Origin of the sequence: Amycolatopsis sp. 505, from assembly GCF_031625235.1 — a bacterium.
In the GTDB taxonomy this organism is placed as follows: domain Bacteria; phylum Actinomycetota; class Actinomycetes; order Mycobacteriales; family Pseudonocardiaceae; genus Amycolatopsis.
The window spans coordinates 689831-710757 of record NZ_JACKQP010000003.1; the positions used below are offsets into that span (position 1 = coordinate 689831).

Genomic DNA, 20927 nt, shown 5'->3' on the forward strand with positions numbered 1-20927 from the left:
CGTCCCGAGGGTCTGCGCTACCTCGCCGGCCGGTGGGCTTTCGCGCCCAGCATCGCCAGCTCCAGCGTCCGGGCGATGTCACCCGGGCTCACCACCCCGACGAGCACGCCGTCCGAGACGACCAGCGCGAGGTCCTGTCCCGGGCGTCCGCCGATCCGGCCGAGGACAGCCGTCAGCGGGGTCGACGGTGCCGACACGAGGCACGCCGGCGGGCGCGCGCAGACGTCCTCGACCCGCGTCGCGGCGCGCTCCTGCTCCGGGACCCGGGCGAGCATCGCCAGGCTGATCACCCCGACCGGGCGGCCGTCGAACGCCACTACTGGGTAGGTGCGGAAGCGGGTGGTCGCGGCCTGGTCGACGAACCCCTGGATAGTGAACCAGCCGGGCGCGGTCACCGGGGCCGGGGTCATGATCTCGTCGAGCCGGATGCGCCCCAGCAGCTCGCGCGCCGGGCCCACGGCCAGCTCGGCCCGGGCGCTCAGGCCCAGGAACCAGCCGATGCCGGCCAGCCACAGCCCGGCGAAGCTGCCGGACCACAGCAACCAGGCCAGTCCCAGCGCGGCCAGGACCAGCCCGAGGACCTGACCCGACCGGGCCGCCGCGGCCTGGGCTCGCCGCTTGTCGCCGGTACGCCACCAGACGAGTGCCTGCAGGACCCGCCCACCGTCCAGGGGCGCGCCCGGCAGCAGGTTGAACGCCGCCAGGACCAGGTTCGTCCACCCCAGCCAGCCGAGCGTGACGCCCACGACGTCGGACAGCAACAGGGACGCACCCAGGAAGCCGGCCCCGGCCAGCAGGCTCGCCGCCGGGCCGGCGATCGCGACGGCGAACGCGGTGCGCGGCGTCGGGGCATCGTCGGTCAGCTCCGTACTGCCGCCGAACAGCCACAGCGTGACGCGGTCCACCGCGAGCCCGCGGTGCCGCGCCACGAGCGCGTGGCTGAGTTCGTGGACCAGCAGCGACGCCAGGAACATCACGGCCCCCACCGTCCCAGTCGCCCAGTAGACCAGCGGGGCCAGGCCGGGCAAGGCTTCCGGCAGCAGTGACCGGGCCAGGAGCCACGCCAGCAGGGTCATGGTCAGGAGCACGGACCAGTGCGCGCCGACCCGGATACCGGCCGGGCGCCCGAGCGGGAAGGTGGCGTTCATCTTCCGACCGTCCTCCCGCGGGCGCGCGCGAACGAGGGCCGCACCGCTCCGGAGCGAGGGACCAAAGACCCCTGCTCCGCCGACGTCCGGCCGCAGCACGGACGACTGCCGGGTTCGTAGCGTCGGGGGCATGCCCGGTACCAAGAAGCTCCCGCGCGCGGTCTACGAGCGTGAACTGCTGCGCCTGCAGGCCGAACTCGTGAAGCTCCAGGAATGGGTCCGGGCCGAAGGGGCGCGGCTGGTCGTGGTGTTCGAGGGCAGGGACGCCGCCGGCAAGGGCAGCACCATCAAGCGCGTCACCGAGCACCTCAACCCCCGCGTGGTGCGGATCGCCGCGTTGCCCAGCCCGACCGAGCGCGAGCGGACGCAGTGGTACTTCCAGCGCTACATCGAGCACCTGCCCGCCGCGGGGGAGATCGTGCTGTTCGACCGCAGCTGGTACAACCGCGCCGGCGTCGAGCGGGTGATGGGGTTCTGCACGCCGGAGGAGCATCGGCGGTCCCTGCAGCAGTGCCCGATCTTCGAACGGCTGCTCGTCGACGACGGCATCCTGCTCCGCAAGTACTGGTTCTCCGTCAGCGTCGACGAGCAGGAACGCCGGTTCCGCGCCCGCCTCGACGACCCCATGCGCCGCTGGAAGCTCTCGACCATCGACCTGCGGTCCGTGACGCACTGGGAGGACTACTCGCGGGCGAAGGACGACATGTTCGTGCACACCGACACCGCCGAATCCCCCTGGCACGTCGTGGAAAGCGAGGAAAAGCGGCGCGGGCGGCTGAACATGATCGCGCACCTGCTTTCGAGCGTCCCGTACTTCGAGGTGCCCCGCCAGGCTGTGTCGTTGCCCCCACGGCCGGAGCCGACGGGCTACTTCCGGCCCGACCGGCGGCTGCAGACCTACGTTCCCGATCACGCGGCGACCCTGCTGCCGCGCTGAACAGAGGAGAAACCATGGACGACAAGGAAAAGGCGGCCATCGAAGCCGAGGCACGCCGCGATGTCGCCGAGCGCGGCCGGCACGGGCCGAAGGTGGGCCGGTACCTGCACGTGGTCGAACACCACGCGATCAAGGAGAACGAAGAAGACCTTCCTCCGGTTGCCGCGGACGAACCGCGGCAACCGGCGGGCGAACGTCAGGGCTGATCGGTGCGCGTGTAGGCCGCGAGGGCCCTTTCCCGGGCTTTCGCGGCTATCGTGCGGATGAGCGCCGTGTGCACGGACCCGATGGCCGGCCGGGCGATCCGCCAGTAGCGGCGGAACTTCAGCCAGCTCTCCGGATCGCTCATCCGGACCCGGGTGTGCACCGTGAGCACCGTGCGGTGCGCGCCGTAGGGCGCGACCGACACGGCCATCACGAGCTTCCCGAAGCCGGGCTCGTCGAACGCCGCGAAGTCGTCGGCCTCCACCCGGCGCCACGTGATCACCGGCTTCCAGAACTTGCCTGCGGCGCCGAGCGCGAATTCGGCGCCCGGCCGGTCGCCGAGCAGTGTCCATTCGGAGCCGGCGTCGAGGTCGTCGGCCGTCAGGCGGGTCGGCCGGCGAGGCGGGCCGTGCCGCCGGTTGTGCCAGCGTTCGGGCAGCGTGCGCAGCCACCCTGCTGCCGAGACGATGCCGCCCCGGACGTCGGTGAAGTCGAGGTCGCGCGCCGCGGAGTAGGTCTCCTTCACCGGCGCGTCCACGATCGTCGTGCGCACCAGCTCGAAGTGCGGGTGCGGCAGGAAGTGGTCGATGAACAGATCAGGTGTGGTCATCGTCCCAGCGTCGGCGACGGCGGCCGTGCGGACAGGCGGATTTGGTCCCCGGTGAAAAGGACTTCGGGCCCTGACCGGCCACTACCGGCCCCACCCATGCTGAACCTCCCGGACCCCCAGGAGGAACTCATGACCGCAAACCGGCCGGTGCTCGCCGGGGTGGACGCTTCCGAGCCCTCGTACGCCGCCGTCCGCTGGGCGGCCAGGGAAGCAGGGCGGCGCGACACCACGCTGCGCCTGCTGCACGCCTGCATCTTCGAGGACGCGCCCGCGCACGAGCACGACGAGCTCCTGCTGGAACACATCTACCGCCGGCTGCACCGCGCGGCCGGGATCGCCCGCGACTGGGCGCCCGGCGTGCGGGTCGAGACGGCCGTCCGGCTCGGGCTCGCCGCCGACCTGCTGCTCGAGGAGGCGGCGGACGCGGCACTCGTCGTCCTCGGTTCGCACGGCCTCGGTGGCCTGCGGGGCGCACTGATCGGTTCGGTCGCCCTGCGCGTGGCCGCGGAGGCGCCGTGCCCCGTCGTCGTGGTGCCCGGGCACCAGCCGACCCGGACGGGACCGGTCGTCGCCGGGGTCGACCGGTCCGAATCGAGCGAGCACGCGTTGCGGTTCGCCTTCGAAGAGGCGGCCGCGACGCGGGCGCCGGTGCTGATCGTGCACGCGGGGGACGACGACGCCGAACTGGCGGCCCGGGTCGCCGGCTGGCAGCGCAAGTACCCGGATTTGGAGGTCCGTACGCAGGTCGTGCGGGAGCGGGTACCGGCCCGCGCGCTGCAGCACGCCGCCCCGGACGCCCGGCTGATCGTCGTCGGCACCCGAGGCCGCGGCCCGGTCGCCGGCGGAATCCTCGGCTCGACCGGCAACGCCCTGCTGGCGCACGCGGCCTGCCCGGTTGCGGTCGTGCACTGAAAGGAGCCGAAGTGAAGGCACGCGACATCATGACGAGGCCGGTGGTCCGGGTCGGGCCCGCGACGCCGGTCCGCGAAGCCATCGTGCTGCTCACCGAGCACTGCGTCGCGGCGTTGCCGGTGGTGGGCGAGGACGACACGGTGCTCGGCGTGTTCACCGAAGCCGACGCACTCCGCAGCGGCCTCACCGGTGCGGCGCCCGACGTGCTGGTGGCCACGAAGATGACCACACCCGCGGAGACGGTGCGGCTGGACACGGACATCACCGAGATCGCCCGGCGCATGCTGGGCGACCGGCGCCGCAGCATCCCGGTGGTCGACGACGAGGGCGTCCTCGTCGGCATCGTCAGCCGCCGCGACATGCTCAGCCCACTGGTGCGCCAGGACGACTCGATCGCTTCGCACCTCAACGCCTTGCTCACGGACTACAGCGGGCACCGCGACCGGTGGGCCGTCTCGGTCACCGGCGGCATGGTTACCATCCGCGGCACTTTCACCGACGAGGCCGAGCGCCGGGTCGTGACGGCGTTGGCGAAGACGGTCTACGGCGTCGTCGGCGTGGAGCTGTGGGAAGAAGCGTCGGTGCGGACATGAAGATCCTCGTCGCGGTGGCCACCCGGCACGGTGCCACCAGGGAAATCGCCGAAAGCGTGGCCACCGCGCTCGGCGCCGCGCCGACCGACGCCGGAGTGGGCGCGCAGGTCGAGGTGCGTGACGCGGGCCTCGTCCGTTCGGTCGACGGCTTCGACGCCGTGGTCATCGGCAGCGCCGTCTACCTGGGGCACTGGCTGGAACCGGCCAGGGAACTCGTGGAGTCCTTTTCGGACGAACTGCGCCGGGTTCCGGTCTGGTTGTTCTCCAGCGGACCCGTCGGGGAACCGAAGCGGCCCGCCGAAGAGCCGGTCGCCGTCGAGGATCTGGCGCAGCGGTTGAACGCCCGCGGGCACCGCCTGTTCGGCGGCAAGATCGATCGCCGCACCCTCAAGTTCCCCGAGCGCGCCGTCGTGACGGCGCTGCGGGTCGCCGACGCCGACAACCGTGACTGGCCCACGATCCGCGCCTGGGGCCGCGAGATCGGGACGAACCTCGCCCGCTTGGAAAGGAGCGTGTCATGACCGAATACCCGGTCCGCGTCGAGGCGACGCTGGACGAGCCGCTGTCCCGCGGGCTCTGGCTGGTGAAGTGGCTGCTCGCCGTCCCGCACTACATCGTGTTGGCGTTCCTCTGGTTCGCTTACCCGTTCGCCACGATCGCGGCCTTCTTCGCGATCCTCGTCACCGGCCGGTACCCGCGGCCGCAGTTCGAGTTCACCTCCGGCGTGCTGCGCTGGAGCTGGCGGGTGCAGTACTACTCCTACGCCGCGCTCGGGACCGACCGGTACCCGCCGTTCACCCTGGCCGACGTCCCGGACTACCCGGCCCGGCTCGAAATCGCCTACCCCGAACGGCTTTCGCGCGGCCTGGTGCTGGTGAAGTGGTGGCTGCTGGCCATCCCGCACTTCATCGTCGTCGGCCTGTTCGTCGGCGGCGGCACCTGGCTGGCGTCCCGCACGAGCGACGGCACCTTCGACTGGGCCGCCGGTGGCCTCGTCGGCGTGCTGGTCCTCGTGGCCGGTGTGGTGCTGCTGTTCACCGGCCGCTACCCGCGGCCGATCTTCGACTTCGTCCTCGGCATGGACCGCTGGGTCCTGCGCGTGGCCGCGTACGTGTCGCTGATGACCGACGAGTACCCGCCGTTCCGGCTCGACATGGGTGGCGCCGAGGCCGGCCACGAACCCCCGCACCCGCAGCCGCCCCACCCGCACGCGTCGGGCTGGACCGCCGGGCGGATCGCCGCCGCGATCACCGGTGCCGTGCTGGTGCTCGGCTCGATGGGCCTGGTCACCGGTGGCGCGGCTGTGCTGTGGGCCGACCGGACCCAGCGCGACGCGGACGGCTACCTCACCGCGTCCACCACCTTCGTCTCCGGCGGGTACGCCGTCGCCACCGATCCGGTGCGGCTGGAGGGCGTGTCGGTGCCGAAGTTCGAGGGCTTCATCGGTGACGTCCGGATCCGGGTGACGGACACCGCCGGCCGTCCGGTCTTCGTCGGTATCGGCCGCACCGCCGACGTCGAGCGCTACCTGGCCGCTACCGAGTACACAACCCCGGGCAACCGCACACACCCCGGCGGCGCCCTGGCCGTCTCGCCCGGCGACGCCGGCGTGTGGGTCGCGAGCGCGTCCGGCGCGGGCACGCAGACCGTCACCTGGCCGGTGCTGAACGGGCAGTGGACCGCGGTCGTGATGAACGCGGACGCCGCGCGCGGGATCTCCGTGCGCGCCGAAGCAGGCGCGACCGCGCCCGCCCTCGGCTGGATCGCCCTGGCGCTGCTGGTGTCCGGTCTCGTCGTGCTGGCCGGCGGGGTGGTGCTGATCGGCGTCGCCGCGCACCGGGCTTCGCACCGCCCGAACGCCGCTGAGCCATCCACTGTGGACGCTTGAGGAAGGAACGATCATGCATGCACAGCCGGGCGACTGGCTCGTCGTCAAGGGACCGTGGGTCGACGCGCCCGAACAGCGCGGCCGGATCATCGAGGTCCACTCGGCCGACGGGACACCGCCGTACGTCGTCCGCTGGACGGCCGACGACCACGTGTCGACGGTCTTCCCCGGCCCCGACGCGGTCGTGCTGACCGCCGAGGAGGAACGGGCGGCCGAAGACCACGCCCGCACCCGGTTCGACCGGGTCCGGCGGTACCTCCACGAGGAGGGTGGCCATGTCCGGGTTCGTTGACGGCGCGGTCGTCGCCGGGATCGACGGTTCGAGTTCGGCGGTGCAGGCCGCCGTGTGGGCGGGCGCGGAAGCCGTCCGCCGGGGGCGTCCGCTGCGGCTGGTCCAGGTCTACGCGCTGCCGCAGGTGAAGGCGCCCGTGGCGTTCGGTACCCACGAGCAGGTGCGGGCCGGGCTGGCCGAGCGGGCCGAGGGCTGGCTGGCCGAGGCGAAGGCCGCGGTGCTCGCCGAGCACCCCGGCCTGGAAGTCGGCACCGCGGCCCGGGAGTGGAGCCCGGTCACCGCGCTGGTCCAGGAGTCTCAGCACGCCGAGCTGATCGTGCTCGGCTCCCGCGGGCTGGGCGGGTTCACCGGGCTGCTCGTCGGCTCGACCGCCGTCGCGGTGGCCGCGCACACGCACTGCCCGATCGTCGTCGTCCGCGGCCGGACTCCGCACGATCCGCCGCCGAGCACCGGGCCGGTGGTCGTCGGGTCCGACGGCTCGCCCGACAGCGAGGCCGCCATCGCGTTCGCCTGCGATGAGGCGAGGCTTCGTGGCACGGCGCTGGTCGTGGTGCACACGTGGAGCGACGTCCTCGCCGACGGCATGCTGCGCCCGCACCCGCTGCAGGAAGACCCGGCCGAAATCGTCGCCGCCGAGCGCGGCAAGCTGGCCGAGCAGGTCGCGGGTTGGCAGCGCAAGTACCCGGAGCTGGCGATCGAGCTGGAGGTCGTCCGCGGGCGACCGGTGCGCACACTGTTGGAGCGCGGTGAGGAGGCGCAGCTCATCGTGGTCGGCAGCCGTGGGCGCGGCGGGTTCACCGGCATGCTGCTCGGCTCGACGAGCCAGGCGCTGATCGCGCACTCGCCGTGCCCGGTGGCGGTGGTGCGGCCGGTCGGGAGCCCGCGATGACCACGGCCCGGACCCGCGCCACGATGCGCCTGCTGGCGACGTTCGAGACCCTGCTCGCCGCGAGCGCGGTCTACGGCGGGATCGCCCTGATCGCCGGAGCTCCGGGATTCACCATGCCGGTCGAATGGCTGGCACCCCTCGGCCTGACCAGCTGGGCGCTGCCGGGCGTCGCGCTCGTGCTCGTCGTCGGCGGGTCGCTGGCCGCGGCGTCGGTGTTCGCCTGGCGGATCGACTTCCGGGCGCCGATCGCGGCCCTGGCCGCCGGCGCGGTGCTCACCGGCTGGCTGGCCATCCAGTTCGGCGTGATCGGGGTGCGTGCCCCGGTCCAGTGGGTGACCGTGGCGCTCCTCGTGGTGCTGGTCGGGCTCGCGCTGCTGGCCCGCCGCCGGCTGGGGTCGTCATGAGCGCCACCGTGACGAGCCTGCACGAGACGGAGTTCTTCGACACCGACTCGCTGCGCCTGCTCCGGCACCACCTCACGCTGGGGATCCGGGACGGCCGGTGGTGCCTCGACACCCCGGACGGCCCGATCACCCTCGGCGGGTGGTGCTCAGGGAACAACCACGCCACGAGTGGCCCAAAGCCGCCCGCCGTCCGGCCGCGAAGGTCCTGCCCCGGCTGGCCCGCGCGGTGGCCGAAGACGTGGACGGGCGGGTTGCCGCTCTGGCCACGGCGCCCGACCGGGAACGGGCCGTCCACGACATCCGGAAGGCCGCCAAACGGCTGCGGTACGCCCTCGAAGCCGGGGCGGCTGGCCTTCCCGTCGACGTGAAGGCGCTGCGGGCCTTCCAGGACCTGCTCGGCGAGTTCCAGGACGCCGTGGTCGCCCGCACCTGCGCGTCCTCCAGGCGCGCCACGGCGGGTTCGGCGCGATCCTGACCGCCGAAGCGGAGACGGCCGGGCGGTGCGCGGACGAGCTGCCCGCAGCCTGGCGGCGCATCGACCTCGGTCCTTTGTGGACCTGACCGGGCGAAAGGACGTAAGTCCTCGCGACCGGTGACCGATGACGGCGGTGGGCGGGGACCGGTCTTCCTAGATTGATGGGGACCGGAAAGGAATTCCCGATGCGAGCACGCGACTTGATGACCGCGCCGGTGATCACCGTGCACCCGTGGACGTCCGCCAAGGAGGCGGCCGAGCTGCTGGCGGCACACGGTTTCACCGCACTGCCGGTGGTCGACGACGACGACCGGCTGGCCGGCATCGTCACCGAGGCCGACCTGATCCGCGGCCGCATCCCGGCCGACCCCCGTTACATTCGCGAACCGTACGAGGCGCCCCAAACCGGCAAGGCCGTCGGCGACCTGATGACCACTCCGGTTACCGCGATGAGCACCGGCACCGACGTCGCCGACCTGTGCCAGGCGCTGGTCGACGCCCGGATCCGGGCGGTGCCGATCGTCGACGGCTCGGCCGTCGTCGGCATCGTGACCCGCGGTGACGTCGTGCGGGTGCTCGCGCGGGATGACGCCGACATCGCCCGGGACGTCAAGCACCGCCTGGAGATCTACGGCGGCAGCGGCCGCTGGCACGTCGACGTCCACGACGGGTTCGTGCACATCACCGACCAGTTCGACGACGACTCCGACCGGCACGTCGCCCAGTTGCTGGCGCTCGCCGTCCCGGGGGTCGTCGCCGCGGAAACCGCTTATGCGGGTGAGGAGCAGAAACGATGACCGCCAACGACCCGAGGATCACCGTGGGCGTCGACGGCTCGGCGGGGTCGACCGCCGCCGTCACGTGGGCGGCGGAACTCGCCTCCCGGCGCCACCTGCAGCTCAAGATCGTGCACGGCCTGCAGGTCGCCGGCCTGTACTACGGCGGCGGCATGACCGGCATCGGCGCGGCGACGCTGTTCGAGGCGGTCCAGAAGGACGGCGAGCGGGCCATCGCCGACGCCCGCGCCCTCGCCGCGTCGGTCGACAAGGACCTGGTCATCGTGACTGATTTGCCCAACGACCCGCCGGTGCCGATGCTGATCGACGAGTCCCGGCACGCCAGGATGCTCGTCGTCGGGCGGACCGGGACCGGGGGATTCCCCGGCATCCTGGTGGGCGGAACCGCCGCGACGGTGGCCGCGCACGCACACTGCCCGGTGGCGGTGATCCGCGGGCGCCACGACTCGACGGCGGTCCCGGAGGCCGGCCCGGTGGCGGTCGGCATCGACGGCAGCCCGAACAGCGAGCAAGCCATCGGCGTCGCGTTCGAGGAAGCCTCCCTGCGCGGCGTCCCGCTGGTCGCGGTGCACGCCTGGAACGACATCGTCTACGAGGACACGCGCGGCACCGCCCGCATCCTGACCCAGCCGGAAAGCCTGGAAGAAGGCGAAGATCGGTTGCTGACCGAGCGGCTCGCGGGCTGGCCGGAGAAGTACCCGGACGTCGAGGTCCGGCGGGTGCTCGTGCGCGACCGGCCCCGGCATGCGCTGCTCGAAATCTCCGCGGAAGCGCAGCTGGTCGTCGTGGGCAGCCGTGGCCGGGGTGGCTTCACCGGGATGCTCCTGGGCTCGACGAGCCAGGCGCTGGTCCAGCACGCGCAGTGCCCGGTGCTCGTGGTCCGCCCGGAGCGGAAGGCATGACCGCCGTCGAAGCACGCCCCGCGGTGCTGGGCGGCACCGAACTCGCCCAGGTGGACGCCCTCTGGCGGGCCGCGAACTACCTCTCGGCCGGCCAGATCTACCTGATGGCGAACCCGCTGCTGCGTGAGGGGCTGCGGCCCGAGCACGTCAAGCCGCGGCTGCTCGGGCACTGGGGCACTTCGCCCGGGCTCAACTTCGTCTACGCCCACCTCAACCGCGCGATCCTCACCCACGACCTGAACGCGATGCTGGTCACCGGCCCGGGCCACGGCGGCCCGGCCCTGCTGGCCAACACGTGGCTCGAAGGCAGCTACACCGACGCGTGGCCGGAGGTGACGCGGGACGCCGCCGGGATGGCCGAGCTGTTCCGGCAGTTCTCCTTCCCGGGCGGTGTGCCGAGTCACGTGGCGCCGCAGGTGCCGGGCTCGATCCACGAAGGCGGCGAGCTGGGATATTCCCTCGCGCACGCCTACGGAGCCGCGTTCGACAACCCGGGGCTGCTCGTCGCCTGCGTGGTCGGGGACGGCGAAGCCGAGACCGGCCCCCTTGCCACGTCCTGGCACGCCAACAAGTTCCTCGACCCCGCCCGTGACGGCGCGGTGCTGCCGATCCTGCATCTGAACGGCTACAAGATCGCTAATCCGACGCTGCTTTCGCGCATCAGTCCGGCCGAGTTAGACGCCCTGCTGCGCGGCTACGGGTACGCGCCCATCTACGTCGAAGGCAGCGACCCGGAGACGATGCACCAGGCGATGGCCGCGGCCCTCGACTCGGCGATCGCCGATCTCGGCAGGCGCCCGATGATCGTGCTGCGCAGCCCCAAGGGCTGGACCGGACCGTCCGTTGTGGACGGTAAGCCGGTGGAGGGAACCTGGCGGTCCCACCAGGTCCCGCTCGCCGAAGTCCGGCACAACCCCGATCACCTGAAGCAGCTGGAGGAGTGGCTGCGCTCGTACCATCCGGAGGAGCTGTTCGACTCCCGCGGCCGTCCGGTCGCGGAAGTCACGGCGCTGCTCCCGGTGGGGGAGCGGCGGATGGGCGCGAACCCGAACGCTAACGGCGGTGTGCTGCTGCGGCCCCTGACGCTGCCGGACACCGCGGCCCACGCCGTCGCCGTCGGCACGCCGGGCGCGACGGCCGCCGAGCCGACCCGGGTACTGGGCCGGTTCCTGCGGGACGTCTTCGCGCTCAATGCCGACCGGGCGAACTTCCGCCTGTTCGGGCCGGACGAGACGGCGTCCAACCGGCTCGACGCGGTTTACGACGTCACCGCCAAGGAATGGCAGGCGGCGATCGAACCGGTCGACGAGCACCTGGCGCGCGACGGGCGCGTGCTCGAGGTGCTGTCGGAGCACCTGTGCCAGGGCTGGCTCGAGGGCTACCTGCTGTCGGGCCGGCACGGGCTCTTTTCGTGCTACGAGGCGTTCGTGCACATTGTCGACTCGATGGTCAACCAGCACATCAAGTGGCTGCGGGTGCACCGGCAGATCCCGTGGCGGCGCCCGATCGCGTCGCTGAACTACCTGCTCACCTCGCACGTGTGGCGGCAGGACCACAACGGGTTCTCCCACCAGGACCCCGGGTTCGTCGACCACGTCGCGAACAAGAGCTCCGAAGTCGTGCGGGTGTACTTCCCGCCGGACACGAACACGCTGCTGGAGGTCGCGGCGCACTGCCTGCGTTCTCGCGATTACGTGAACGTGGTGGTGGCGGGCAAGAACGACACGCCGAACTGGCTGGACGCCGAGCAGGCCGCGCTGCACTGCCAGCGTGGGGTGAGCATCTGGGAGTGGGCGAGCAGCCACACCGACCGGGAGCCGGACGTCGTCCTCGCCTGCGCGGGTGACGCCCCGACCTTGGAAATCCTGGCCGCGGCGAAGATTCTGCGTTCGGAGTTGCCGGACCTGGCGGTGCGCGTGGTGAACGTCGTGGACCTGATGCGCCTGCAGCCGGAGGTCGAGCACCCGCACGGGCTCTCGGATCGGGAGTTCGACGCGTTGTTCACGCCGGACCGCCCGGTGATCTTCGCTTACCACGGCTACCCGTGGCTGATCCACCGCCTGGCTTACCGGCGCACGAACCACGCGGGGATGCACGTGCGCGGCTACACCGAACACGGCACGACGACCACGCCGTTCGACATGCTGGTGCTCAACCACATGGACCGGTTCCAGCTGGTGATCGACGTGATCGACCGGGTGCCGGGCCTCGTCGCGACGGCGGGCGTGCTGCGGCAGAAGATGACCGAGGCCCAGGGACACCACAGTCGCTGGATCCGGGCCCACGGCGAGGATCTGCCCGAGATCCGCGACTGGGCCTGGGAGGGCTGAGGCGCCGCGAAATCTGGTTCGGTCAAGCCGGGCTCGTCCGGGTCGGTGACACGATAGAAGTCAACGGCAGCAGGGCGAAGCCCGGCGATTTCGCGACGGCCGTCCACGTCGGATCCGGCCGGCGCAGCCAGTCGTCGGCGACGAGCACACGGCAACCGAGGTCGAGCAGCGCCTCCGTCTCCTCCTGCGCGTCGATCCGATAGGGACAGCTCCGGGTGTCGTGCGCCGGGGCGTCCGTGAGGACGAGGATCGTCCGGGGGCCGACGTCGGTGACGAGTTCACGGCAACGCTGCAGAGCGTCTTCAAGGGCTTCTTCGAAGTCGCCGCCGCCTCCCAACGGCAACCCTTCGGCTGCATCGAGGGCGTCGGCGAGAGACGGGAACGGCCCCAGCGAGCGGACGAGGAAAGGTTCGCCATCGTTGTGATCGGTGTAGGCGATGATACGGAATTCGTGGTAGTCAGGCGCGAACACGTCGTCGAGCAGCACGGATTTCCGTGCCTGCCTCAGCCGGCCGTTCATGCTCCCCGTCCGGTCGACCACCAGAACGAGGCCGTTGACCGGTTCCTGCGTCGTGACGCCCGGTGGAGTGGTCGCCACCTGGAGAGTGTTCACGAATGCCGCGGGCACGTTGCCGGGCCGGAACTGCTCGGCGAGCCGGACCTGTGCCCACACGCTGCCGCCGTACTCGGCGTCGGGATCGCTGTTCTGACGGTAATCGCAGTGGTTGACCACCCAAGTCACATGTGGCCGGAGGCTGGACGCGTAGCGATCGGCGACCCCCCACGCGGTCGAGGAGCGGGTGTCCCCGTGATGGCGGCCCCGGGGCATCTTGATGCGGTCCTTTGCCTCTATGACGACCAGTTCCCGACGGTACGGCGGTGGCGTCGACACGGTGACGTCCGGGGTCAGCTCGCCGTCCGTGGTTCGGCACCGGGGCTCGTGCCACACGTCCAACGTCAGGCTCCGATCCTTCCCGTGTTCCAGCCGGCAGACCGGTTCCTCGGTGGCCCCTCGGGACAGCACCCACACCCCGTCCGAACCTGGAGCGCGGACCAGGCGCGGCACCCAGCCGCCCTGCTCGCAGACGTCGATGGTGGTGCAGAGCACCCACACTTCATAGAGCAGTTCCCGCTGCCGCCAGAGCGGGAGGTTCAGGAACTCCTCGATGGAGTCGAGGAGTACGGTGGCATCGGTGGACCCGGTCGGGTGAAAGACCTCGGAAGCCAGCCAGTCGGCCGCTTCGCGGCTCGCGTCGGCCAGTGTGTTCAGCCAGAGCGTGAGGGCGGCCGGATCGTCGAGGAGCTCACGCTCGAGCTCACGGCGGGATTGTGGCCGCCACCGGCCACTGCGCCATTCGGCGACGAAGCCCGCCAGGTGTCCCATGGCCGTTCCGTAGCTGTCCACTGCCTCGACAGCGACCGGCCGCAGGTCGTGGTCGAGGCCGAGATCCATGCGACGTTTGATGTTCGAGACTGATGTCGGCTCTGCTCCGGTGGTGATCACCCGCGCGCTCCGGTATCGCTCGACCTCCGATTGCACCCGTCTGGGAAGCCAATCATAGTGGTCGGTGATGGTGAACAACTCACCGGTGAGCTCGATGGGCTCCATCGGCAGGGCGTCGATGTGGGCCGTGTATGCTCGGATAAGCCATTGAGCGGTCGAGACCAGCCGTTCGCCGGCCGCCGCGGCCTCGGCCGCGGCACGGGCCGCGACCTCCCAGCCGACGGGAGCGTGAACGTACACCTGGACGGTCGTCCCGGTCGCGCGGGAATCGATCTCGGGACGAATCCAGGCAAGGGCGAGCAAGCCGTCCAGGAGCCGGATTCCGTCGTTGGACCGGATCGGCCAACTTCCGTAGAAGGCACCGTTGTCGGCTACAGTGAACCGCTGGAGCGCGTCGTGGTCGATCAGCCCGATCTCGAGTGTCGTGAGACGCTGCTCAAGGCTTCGCACCTGCTCGATGAATTCCGGACTGATGACCAGTTGCTCCTCGTCCACATCGCCTCGCTGCAGGTGGAACGTATCGCTTGTTCCCGTTGTGGTTGCGGAATACGCGGCCAGGTAGCGGTAGATCTCATCGACCATGGCCACGAAGCGGCCGCCGCAGCGCACGACTTCGTTGAGCAGAGCACCCGCTGTGGGTGCGGCGCCGGCGAGCTGCTCCGCGGCAGCCGTCCGGAGAGCTGAGGCGCGTCTGGGCGTTTGCCGGGGGAAGCTTTTGTCCAGGGTTGCGAATTCCAGCCCGAATGCCGCGAACAGGTCGTCAATAACGTCCCGCTCATTCTTGCCGGTGCCCAGTTCCAGTGCATCGACGACCAAGGTAGCCAGATTCATCCGGATTTCCGCGTCGCTCATAGGTAGATGGTATCCTTTCTTGCTCCCGTTTCGCATCGGTGAGCGCGGATGGAGGGCCGCATCGTGACGGAAGAGGTTTCATGCGTCGTGCGCCGCGGGTTCGCCGTCCCGGCGGAAGCGGCGTGGCAGGTGCTGAGCAGTCGGGTGGGAATGCGGCGGTGGCTCGCCGACCCGTCGCATCCGGGGATGGAGGTCGGTGCGACCTTTCCTCGTAGAGGGAGCATGCCAGGTCAGATCGCAGAGGTCGGACTGGGTGCCGTCTTCCACGTGATTTTTCCCGGAGGTGAGCGGGCTTCATTGGAAATCGTTGCCGCTGGGAAACGCAGCGAACTGGTCGTGACCGTTCGAGGTGGCGCTGCAGCTGCAGCTGAGGGGTGGTCGGCTGTCTTGACCGGGGCGCAGTACCTGATCGACGAGGTGAGGAAGAGGCGTAACGCCAGACAGGCCGTGGTGGTCATCCACGGGATCGGGAACCAGCGGCCAATGGCGACCCTCAGGCGGTTCACGGCCGCGCTGGCCGGCCCCAGCGAAATGTGGAGCAAACCGGATCGGGTTTCCCGTTCCTACGAGCTGCGGCGGCATCAGCTGCGACGTACGCACTTCCGGCCTCGCACCGACATCTTCGAACTCTACTGGGCGGACAAAGTACCCGGGACGAAACTGAAGCAGATCACGGCCTGGCTTCGCTCGTTGATGCTTCGCCGTCCGGCCCTTGTCAGCCGGCGGCTGCGTCCGGTGTTCTACCTTTCCTACGGCGTGCTCCTCGCCTTGGTGATCGCTGTTGTGGCGCTGGCTGCCGCTGTGGGCGTGGACGGGGTGAACCACCTGGTGTCCGGCGTGGCGGCCCTGGCGAAGATCGGGTGGGTCAGCCTCCTGTTGTCGGTCGTCGGCGCCGCGGCGAACACGGTGATCATCTCCACTCTGGGGGACGCCGCCCGGTACTTCGATGACGCGCCGGACAACATCGCCGTCCGCCAGTCGATTCGCGAGAGCGGGATGTCCCTGTTGCGCAGACTGCACAAGGAAGGAAAATTCGATCGTATCGTCGTTGTGGGGCATTCCCTGGGCAGTGTCATAGGCTACGACCTGATCTGCCGGTACTGGCTCGAGGTGCACCGGTCCCACGGCCGGCCGCTGGTCGTCCGGCAAACCGCTTTGCCCGGTTTCCTCGAGCGGCTCGGCAAGCCGATCGTCACACAGGACGACTTGGATGGTTACCGCAAGGCGCAACGAGACTTGTGGCGGGATTACCGGCGAATGGGCCAGCCGTGGCTGATCACGGATCTGGTGACTTTGGGCAGCCCGCTGACCTACGCGGAGACGTTGCTGGCTCGGTCGCCGGAAGAACTGCAGACCCGGGTTGCTCAGTTCGAGTTGCCGGTCTGCCCGCCACGATGCGACGCTGACGAGCTCACTGTGAACGAGAAGTTCCTTGTGGACGGACACATAAGGTCGATCAAAATGCCGACGCATGGAGCGCCGTTCGCGTTGGTGCGCTGGACGAACTTGTACTTCCCGGCGCGATGGCTGGTCTTCGGAGACCCGATCGGTGGTCCCCTGGCACCGGTTCTGGGCTGCGGGATCAAGGATCTCCCGGTGACCACGTCACGCTGGATCCGCCGGCGGACACCGTTGGCGCACACGGCCTATTGGCGTTGGTCGGCGAACGACGAGAAAGCCAAGGCCACACGAGCGCTGCTCGAAGCGGTGGGGCTGGAATCGGGCCGTTGGCTCGACGAGCACGTGAACGAGATGCCCTGGGAATCCTTCATCGACGGCGAAGCCGGGTTACGAGATGAGTCATGACTGACTGTCCCTTCACATCGGTCGCGATCCGGACGGCGACGATCCGCCTGGGACTGCGAGGACGATCGTCGGTAGCGACGTGAACTCCGCCGGCCGGTGCGTCACCACCAAAGCTGACCGGCTCTCGGTCGCCTTCAGTACGTCGGCCGCCAGCGCCGACGCCGTCGGCGCGTCCAGGTGGGCCGTCGGCTCGTCCAGCAGCAGGATCGGACGGTCCGACAGCAACGCCCTTGCCACGCCGAGGCGCTGCCGCTCGCCGCCGGACACCGGGGTTCCGTGTGTTCCTAGTGCGGTGTCGAGGCCGTCCGGCAGGCCCGAGAGCCACGGCGAAAGCTGAGCCTGCCCGAGAGCGGTCCGCAGCTCGGTGTCGGTGGCCGAAGGGCGGGCCAGGCGGAGGTTTTCGCGCAGCGTGCTGTCGAACAGGTGCGTGTCCGGGCCGCACCAGGCGATGCGCTCGCGGACCGAGTCGCCGTCGCAGGTCAGCGTGTTCGTCTCGTCCAGCAGGATGCGGCCCGCCGAGGGGTCGAGGTAGCGCATCAGTGCCGCGATCACCGTGCTCTTGCCCGCGCCCGATCGGCCTGTCAACGCGAGCCGGCGGCCGTGGCCGAGGTGGAGGTCCACGTCCTGGACCGCGTCGACCGAGGTATCCGGCCAGCGGACCGACAGGTGCTCGGCCGCCAATCGCGTGGCCTCCGGGGCGAGTGCGGTGGCCGGGCCGCAAGGCGCGGGAAGAACGTCCAGCTCGGCGAGACGGCGGGCAGAACCCGACGCGCCGAGCAGCCGCTGGGCCGCCTCCGGCAGGCCGGCCACCAGCTCGGCCGTCGCCAGCGGGATCAGCGCCAGCACCGCCAGCGCGGGACCCGGAACCCCGGCCAGGATGCCTAGCACCAGGCACGACACCGACGTCAGCCCGACGCCGAGCGTGGCGATGCCGCCGCCCAGGCCGCGCCACACCGCGGACCGGCGTTGGAAGGCCGTCAGGACGGCGTCGAGTTCGCGCAGTCGCGAATGCCGCCGGGTTGCCGCGTCGTGGGTGATCAGGTCGGCCGACGCCTGCAGGAGCTCCACCGTTCCCGCGGTCAGGTCCGCCCGCAGCCGGGCCGTTTCGCGCTGTGCCCGCCGAGCCGCCAGCGCCGCGACAAGTGGGGCCAACACGCCTGCGACAGCCAGACCGAGAGCCGCCGCGAGAAGTGCGCCCGGCAGGATCACGCCGAGGGTGACCGCGGTGGCCGTCAGCACCAGGAACGTCGACACCCCCGGGACCAGGCCGCGGACCAGAACGTCCTGCTGGCTGTCCACATCGGACACCAGCCGGTGCAGCAGGTCGCCGCGCCGGAGCCGGGCGGTGCCCGCCGGGCCGATCCGGACCAGCTGTGCCCACACCCGGACCCGCAGCTCCGCCAGGGCACGCAAGGCGACGTCGTGGGACAGCAGCCGCTCGGTGTAGCGGAAGATGCCCTTGGCCAGGCCGAACGTCCGGACTGCGACGATCGCCACCATCAAGCTCAGCACCGGTGGGTGCAGGGCTGCGCTCGCGATCAGCCACGACGACGTCGCCGTGAGGGCGACTCCGGAGCCCAGGGCGGCCGTCGCGGCCAAACAGGCAAGGACCAGCCGCATCCGGTGGGGCCGGATCGCCTCCCGCAGCGGCCGCCACCGGGAAACATCCACTGTGGACGAAGAAGAGATCGGAGGCGCAGCCGGTCGCGAAATCGGCCGCGGCGCAACGGCGTCCGGGACAGCAGGAAGGACGGCCGGCTCGCCGAGCGAGATCACCCGGTCGCAGCGGGCCAGTACCGCCGGGTGGTGGCTGACGATCACCGAGGTCCGCCCGGACAGGACCTTGGGCAGCCGCTCCAGGATGGCGGCCTCGGTCTCCGCGTCGACGCCCTCGGTGGGCTCGTCCAGCAGGATCAGCGGCCGGTCGAGCAGCACCGCACGGGCCAGTGCGACGCGCCGGCGTTGCCCGGTCGACAGCCCGGCGCCCAGCTCACCGACCACTGTGGAAAGCGGGACGTCGAGCGCCGCGGTGTCGGCGGCGGCGAGCACGGCGTCGTCGGTTGCGTCGGGGGAGCCGAGGCGGATGTTGTCGGCCACGGTCCCGGCAACCAGGTGCGGCTGCTGCGGCACCCAGGCCAGGTGCCGGTGCCAGGTCGCGCGGCCGATGTCGGCGAGGTCGGTGTCGCCGACGAGGATCCGGCCGCCGTCGGGTCGTCGCCAGCCGAGGAGCAGGTCGATCAACGTCGACTTCCCCGCCCCGCTCGGCCCTGTCACTCCGACCACCTCGCCGGGTGGCAGGCGCAGGCTGAAGCCGTCCAGGATCGGTCCGGACCGGCCGTCGACCGTGACGTCTTCGCAGCGCAAGGCGACTCGCTCCAAGTCGGGGACCACACCCGTGCCGTGGTCGCCACTGGGCGTGTCGGCGAGCGCGATGATCTCCTCGGCCGCGGCGAGACCTTCGGCGCTGTCGTGGAACCGCGCGCCGACCGCGCGCAGCGGCAGGTAGACCTCCGGAGCGAGGATCAGCACGGTGAGCGCGGTCTGCAGGTCGAGTTCGCCGGCCAGCAGCCGCAGGCCGATCGACACGGCGACGACCGCCACCGACAGCGTCGCCAGCAGTTCCAGGGCCAGCGCGGAGAGGAAGGCGACGCGCAGCGTCCGCATCGTGTGCGCGCGGTACTGCCCGGTGATTTCCCGCAGCGACCGGATCTGCGCCCGCGCCCGGCCGAACGCGGTCAGCTCGGCGAGTCCGGCGACGAGGTCGAGGAAGTGGTTCCCCAGCACGGACAGGGTCTTCCACTGCCGCCGGACGTCGCGCTGGGTGTAGAGGCCGATGAGGATCATGAACACCGGGATGAGCGGCACCGTCAGGCCGACGATCACCGCGGCGACCCAGTCGGCGGCCAGGATCCGCACCCCGACGACCAGCGGGACGACCGCCGCGATCAGCAGCTGCGGCAGGTACCGCGAGAAGTACCCTTCCAGGCGGTCGACGCCGTGGGTGGCCAGGGCGGCGACCTCGGCGGGGGAGCGGTCCGCCCGCCGGGGCCCGATCCGCAGCGCGGCCGCGATGACCGTCTCGCGCAGCTGGGACAACGCTCGGGCGGCGGCGCGGTGCGCGGTCGTCTCGGCCAGCCAGGAAATCCCGGCCCTCGCCAGGACCACCAGGGTCAGCAGGCCGAGCGGCAGCGCCAGGCTCCGGGCGCCGAAGCCGTCGAGGAAGGCCCACGTGATCGTCTTCGCCAGCAATTCCGCCTGGGCGAGCACCAGCATCGCGGTGAACACACCCAGCGCGGCGCAGGCGACGACGAACGGCCGGACTGCCTTCGCGTGGCGCAGCAGCCGCGGGTCGAGGGGCTTCACCGGCGGCCCGCGGGCAGGCCGCCGCCCGCCGGGATCGACGCCCGGCTGATCCGCTTGCGGAACACCCAGTACGTCCAGGCCTGGTAGGCCAGCACGATCGGGGTGAACACGACCGCGACCCAGGTCATGATCTGCAGCGTGTACGGCGTCGACGACGCGTTGGTCGTGGTCAAGCCGAAGGCCGGGTCGGTCGTCGAGGGCAGGACGTTCGGGTAGAGCGACCAGAACAGCGTGAAGGTGACCGCGATGATCGCGGCGGCGGTGCTCGCGAAGGCGTACCCGTCGCGCTCACCGGCGGCGAACAGGACCGCCGCGACGAGGAGCAGCGCGGCGAGGGCCGACGACAGCCACGCCCAGCCGCCGTGTTCGATCGCGGTGTAGGCGAGGAAGACGCCGCCGAAGACGATCGCCGTGCCGCCGAGCGCGCGGGCGAGCGTCCGGGCCCGGTCGCGCAGGGCGTCGGTCGTCTTCAGCGTCAGGAACACCGCGCCGTGGAAGGAGAACAGGCTGAGCGTGGCCAGGCCGCCGAGCAGGGCGTACGGGTTGAGCAGGGTGAAGAACGTGCCGGTGAAGTGGTGCTGGGCGTCGAGCGGGACGCCGTGGACGATGTTGCCGAACGCCACGCCCCACAGCAGGGCGGGGGCGGCGGAGCCGAAGACGATGACCCAGTCCCAGGTGTTCCGCCAGCGCGGGCTGTCGAGCTTGCCGCGGAACTCGAACGCCACCCCGCGCAGGATCAGCGCGACCAGCACGAGCAGCAGGGCCAGGTAGAAGCCGGAGAACAGGCTCGAATACCAGAGCGGGAAGGCGGCGAAGGTGGCGCCGCCGGCGACGAGCAGCCAGACCTCGTTGCCGTCCCAGACCGGGCCGATCGTGTTGATCAGCACGCGGCGGTCGGTGTCGTCGTGGCCGAGGACGCGCAGCAGCGTGCCGACGCCGAAGTCGAAGCCTTCGAGGACGAAGTAGCCGGTCCAGAGGACCGCGATGAGCAGGAACCAGATGTCGGTGAGGGCCATGACGG

The 20927-nt window shown here is 71.0% G+C and carries 19 protein-coding genes; 14 read left to right on the forward strand and 5 right to left on the reverse strand.

Features of this window, described 5'->3' with window-relative positions; genetic code table 11:
• Nucleotides 1–17: 17 nt before the first annotated feature.
• Nucleotides 18–1148: a site-2 protease family protein gene (locus H5965_RS14745; RefSeq protein ID WP_310970293.1), complete on the reverse strand. Its 1131-nt coding sequence runs from the start codon at nt 1146–1148 to the stop codon at nt 18–20.
• 130 nt (nt 1149–1278) lie between these two features.
• Here H5965_RS14745 and ppk2 point away from each other — a divergent pair, with 130 nt between their 5' ends.
• Nucleotides 1279–2085, forward strand: coding sequence for a polyphosphate kinase 2 (gene ppk2 / locus H5965_RS14750; protein WP_310970295.1), 807 nt, complete (start codon nt 1279–1281; stop codon nt 2083–2085).
• A 14-nt stretch (nt 2086–2099) separates the two neighbouring features.
• Complete coding sequence (locus tag H5965_RS14755; protein WP_310970296.1) at nt 2100–2291, forward strand: hypothetical protein; 192 nt, start codon at nt 2100–2102, stop codon at nt 2289–2291.
• Here the strand turns inward: H5965_RS14755 and H5965_RS14760 are convergent.
• Nucleotides 2282–2899, reverse strand: coding sequence for a hypothetical protein (locus H5965_RS14760; RefSeq protein WP_310970297.1), 618 nt, complete (start codon nt 2897–2899; stop codon nt 2282–2284). The two genes, H5965_RS14755 and H5965_RS14760, sit on opposite strands and share 10 nt — an antisense overlap.
• A 129-nt stretch (nt 2900–3028) precedes the next feature.
• On the opposite strand from H5965_RS14760, the gene H5965_RS14765 reads away from it, so the two are divergent.
• From H5965_RS14765 to H5965_RS14815, 11 genes are all read left to right on the forward strand, one after another.
• Entirely contained in the window at nt 3029–3811 is a 783-nt protein-coding gene (locus H5965_RS14765; RefSeq protein WP_310970299.1) for a universal stress protein, read from the forward strand.
• A gap of 11 nt (nt 3812–3822) precedes the next feature.
• The gene (locus H5965_RS14770) at nt 3823–4404 is read left to right on the forward strand and encodes a CBS domain-containing protein (RefSeq protein ID WP_310970301.1); all 582 of its coding nucleotides are present in this window, start codon (nt 3823–3825) and stop codon (nt 4402–4404) included.
• Nucleotides 4401–4925: a flavodoxin domain-containing protein gene (locus tag H5965_RS14775; protein WP_310970303.1), complete on the forward strand. Its 525-nt coding sequence runs from the start codon at nt 4401–4403 to the stop codon at nt 4923–4925. The genes H5965_RS14770 and H5965_RS14775 overlap by 4 nt, the downstream gene beginning before the upstream one ends.
• Nucleotides 4922–6292, forward strand: a complete 1371-nt coding sequence (locus tag H5965_RS14780; RefSeq protein WP_310970304.1) for a DUF4389 domain-containing protein — start codon at nt 4922–4924, stop codon at nt 6290–6292. The genes H5965_RS14775 and H5965_RS14780 overlap by 4 nt, the downstream gene beginning before the upstream one ends.
• Before the next feature lie 13 nt (nt 6293–6305).
• Entirely contained in the window at nt 6306–6584 is a 279-nt protein-coding gene (locus H5965_RS14785) for a DUF1918 domain-containing protein (protein WP_310970305.1), read from the forward strand.
• On the forward strand, nt 6568–7473 hold the full coding sequence (locus H5965_RS14790; RefSeq protein WP_310970306.1) for a universal stress protein: 906 nt from the start codon (nt 6568–6570) through the stop codon (nt 7471–7473). The genes H5965_RS14785 and H5965_RS14790 overlap by 17 nt, the downstream gene beginning before the upstream one ends.
• Nucleotides 7470–7877 carry a hypothetical protein gene (locus H5965_RS14795; RefSeq protein WP_310970308.1) on the forward strand — a complete coding sequence of 136 codons (408 nt, stop codon included), beginning with the start codon at nt 7470–7472 and terminating at the stop codon, nt 7875–7877. Before H5965_RS14790 ends, H5965_RS14795 begins: the two co-directional genes overlap by 4 nt.
• A 139-nt stretch (nt 7878–8016) precedes the next feature.
• The gene (locus H5965_RS14800) at nt 8017–8352 is read left to right on the forward strand and encodes a CHAD domain-containing protein (protein ID WP_310970309.1); all 336 of its coding nucleotides are present in this window, start codon (nt 8017–8019) and stop codon (nt 8350–8352) included.
• A 185-nt stretch (nt 8353–8537) separates the two neighbouring features.
• Nucleotides 8538–9149, forward strand: coding sequence for a CBS domain-containing protein (locus H5965_RS14805; protein ID WP_310970310.1), 612 nt, complete (start codon nt 8538–8540; stop codon nt 9147–9149).
• Complete coding sequence (locus H5965_RS14810) at nt 9146–10051, forward strand: universal stress protein (RefSeq protein WP_310970312.1); 906 nt, start codon at nt 9146–9148, stop codon at nt 10049–10051. The genes H5965_RS14805 and H5965_RS14810 overlap by 4 nt, the downstream gene beginning before the upstream one ends.
• The gene (locus tag H5965_RS14815) at nt 10048–12381 is read left to right on the forward strand and encodes a phosphoketolase family protein (RefSeq protein WP_310970314.1); all 2334 of its coding nucleotides are present in this window, start codon (nt 10048–10050) and stop codon (nt 12379–12381) included. The genes H5965_RS14810 and H5965_RS14815 overlap by 4 nt, the downstream gene beginning before the upstream one ends.
• 22 nt (nt 12382–12403) lie before the next feature.
• Here H5965_RS14815 and H5965_RS14820 read toward each other — a convergent pair whose 3' ends face one another.
• Nucleotides 12404–14737: a vWA domain-containing protein gene (locus tag H5965_RS14820; protein ID WP_310970316.1), complete on the reverse strand. Its 2334-nt coding sequence runs from the start codon at nt 14735–14737 to the stop codon at nt 12404–12406.
• Between the two features lie 63 nt (nt 14738–14800).
• Here H5965_RS14820 and H5965_RS14825 point away from each other — a divergent pair, with 63 nt between their 5' ends.
• Nucleotides 14801–16543 (forward strand): hypothetical protein, encoded by a 1743-nt coding sequence (locus H5965_RS14825; RefSeq protein ID WP_310970318.1) that lies wholly within the window; start codon nt 14801–14803, stop codon nt 16541–16543.
• Between the two features lie 12 nt (nt 16544–16555).
• Here the strand turns inward: H5965_RS14825 and cydD are convergent, their stop codons facing one another.
• Both cydD and cydB read right to left on the reverse strand, forming a co-directional pair.
• The gene (cydD, locus tag H5965_RS14830) at nt 16556–19906 is read right to left on the reverse strand and encodes a thiol reductant ABC exporter subunit CydD (protein WP_310970320.1); all 3351 of its coding nucleotides are present in this window, start codon (nt 19904–19906) and stop codon (nt 16556–16558) included.
• Nucleotides 19903–20922: a cytochrome d ubiquinol oxidase subunit II gene (gene cydB, locus H5965_RS14835; protein ID WP_310970322.1), complete on the reverse strand. Its 1020-nt coding sequence runs from the start codon at nt 20920–20922 to the stop codon at nt 19903–19905. Before cydB ends, cydD begins: the two co-directional genes overlap by 4 nt.
• Nucleotides 20923–20927: the final 5 nt, after the last annotated feature.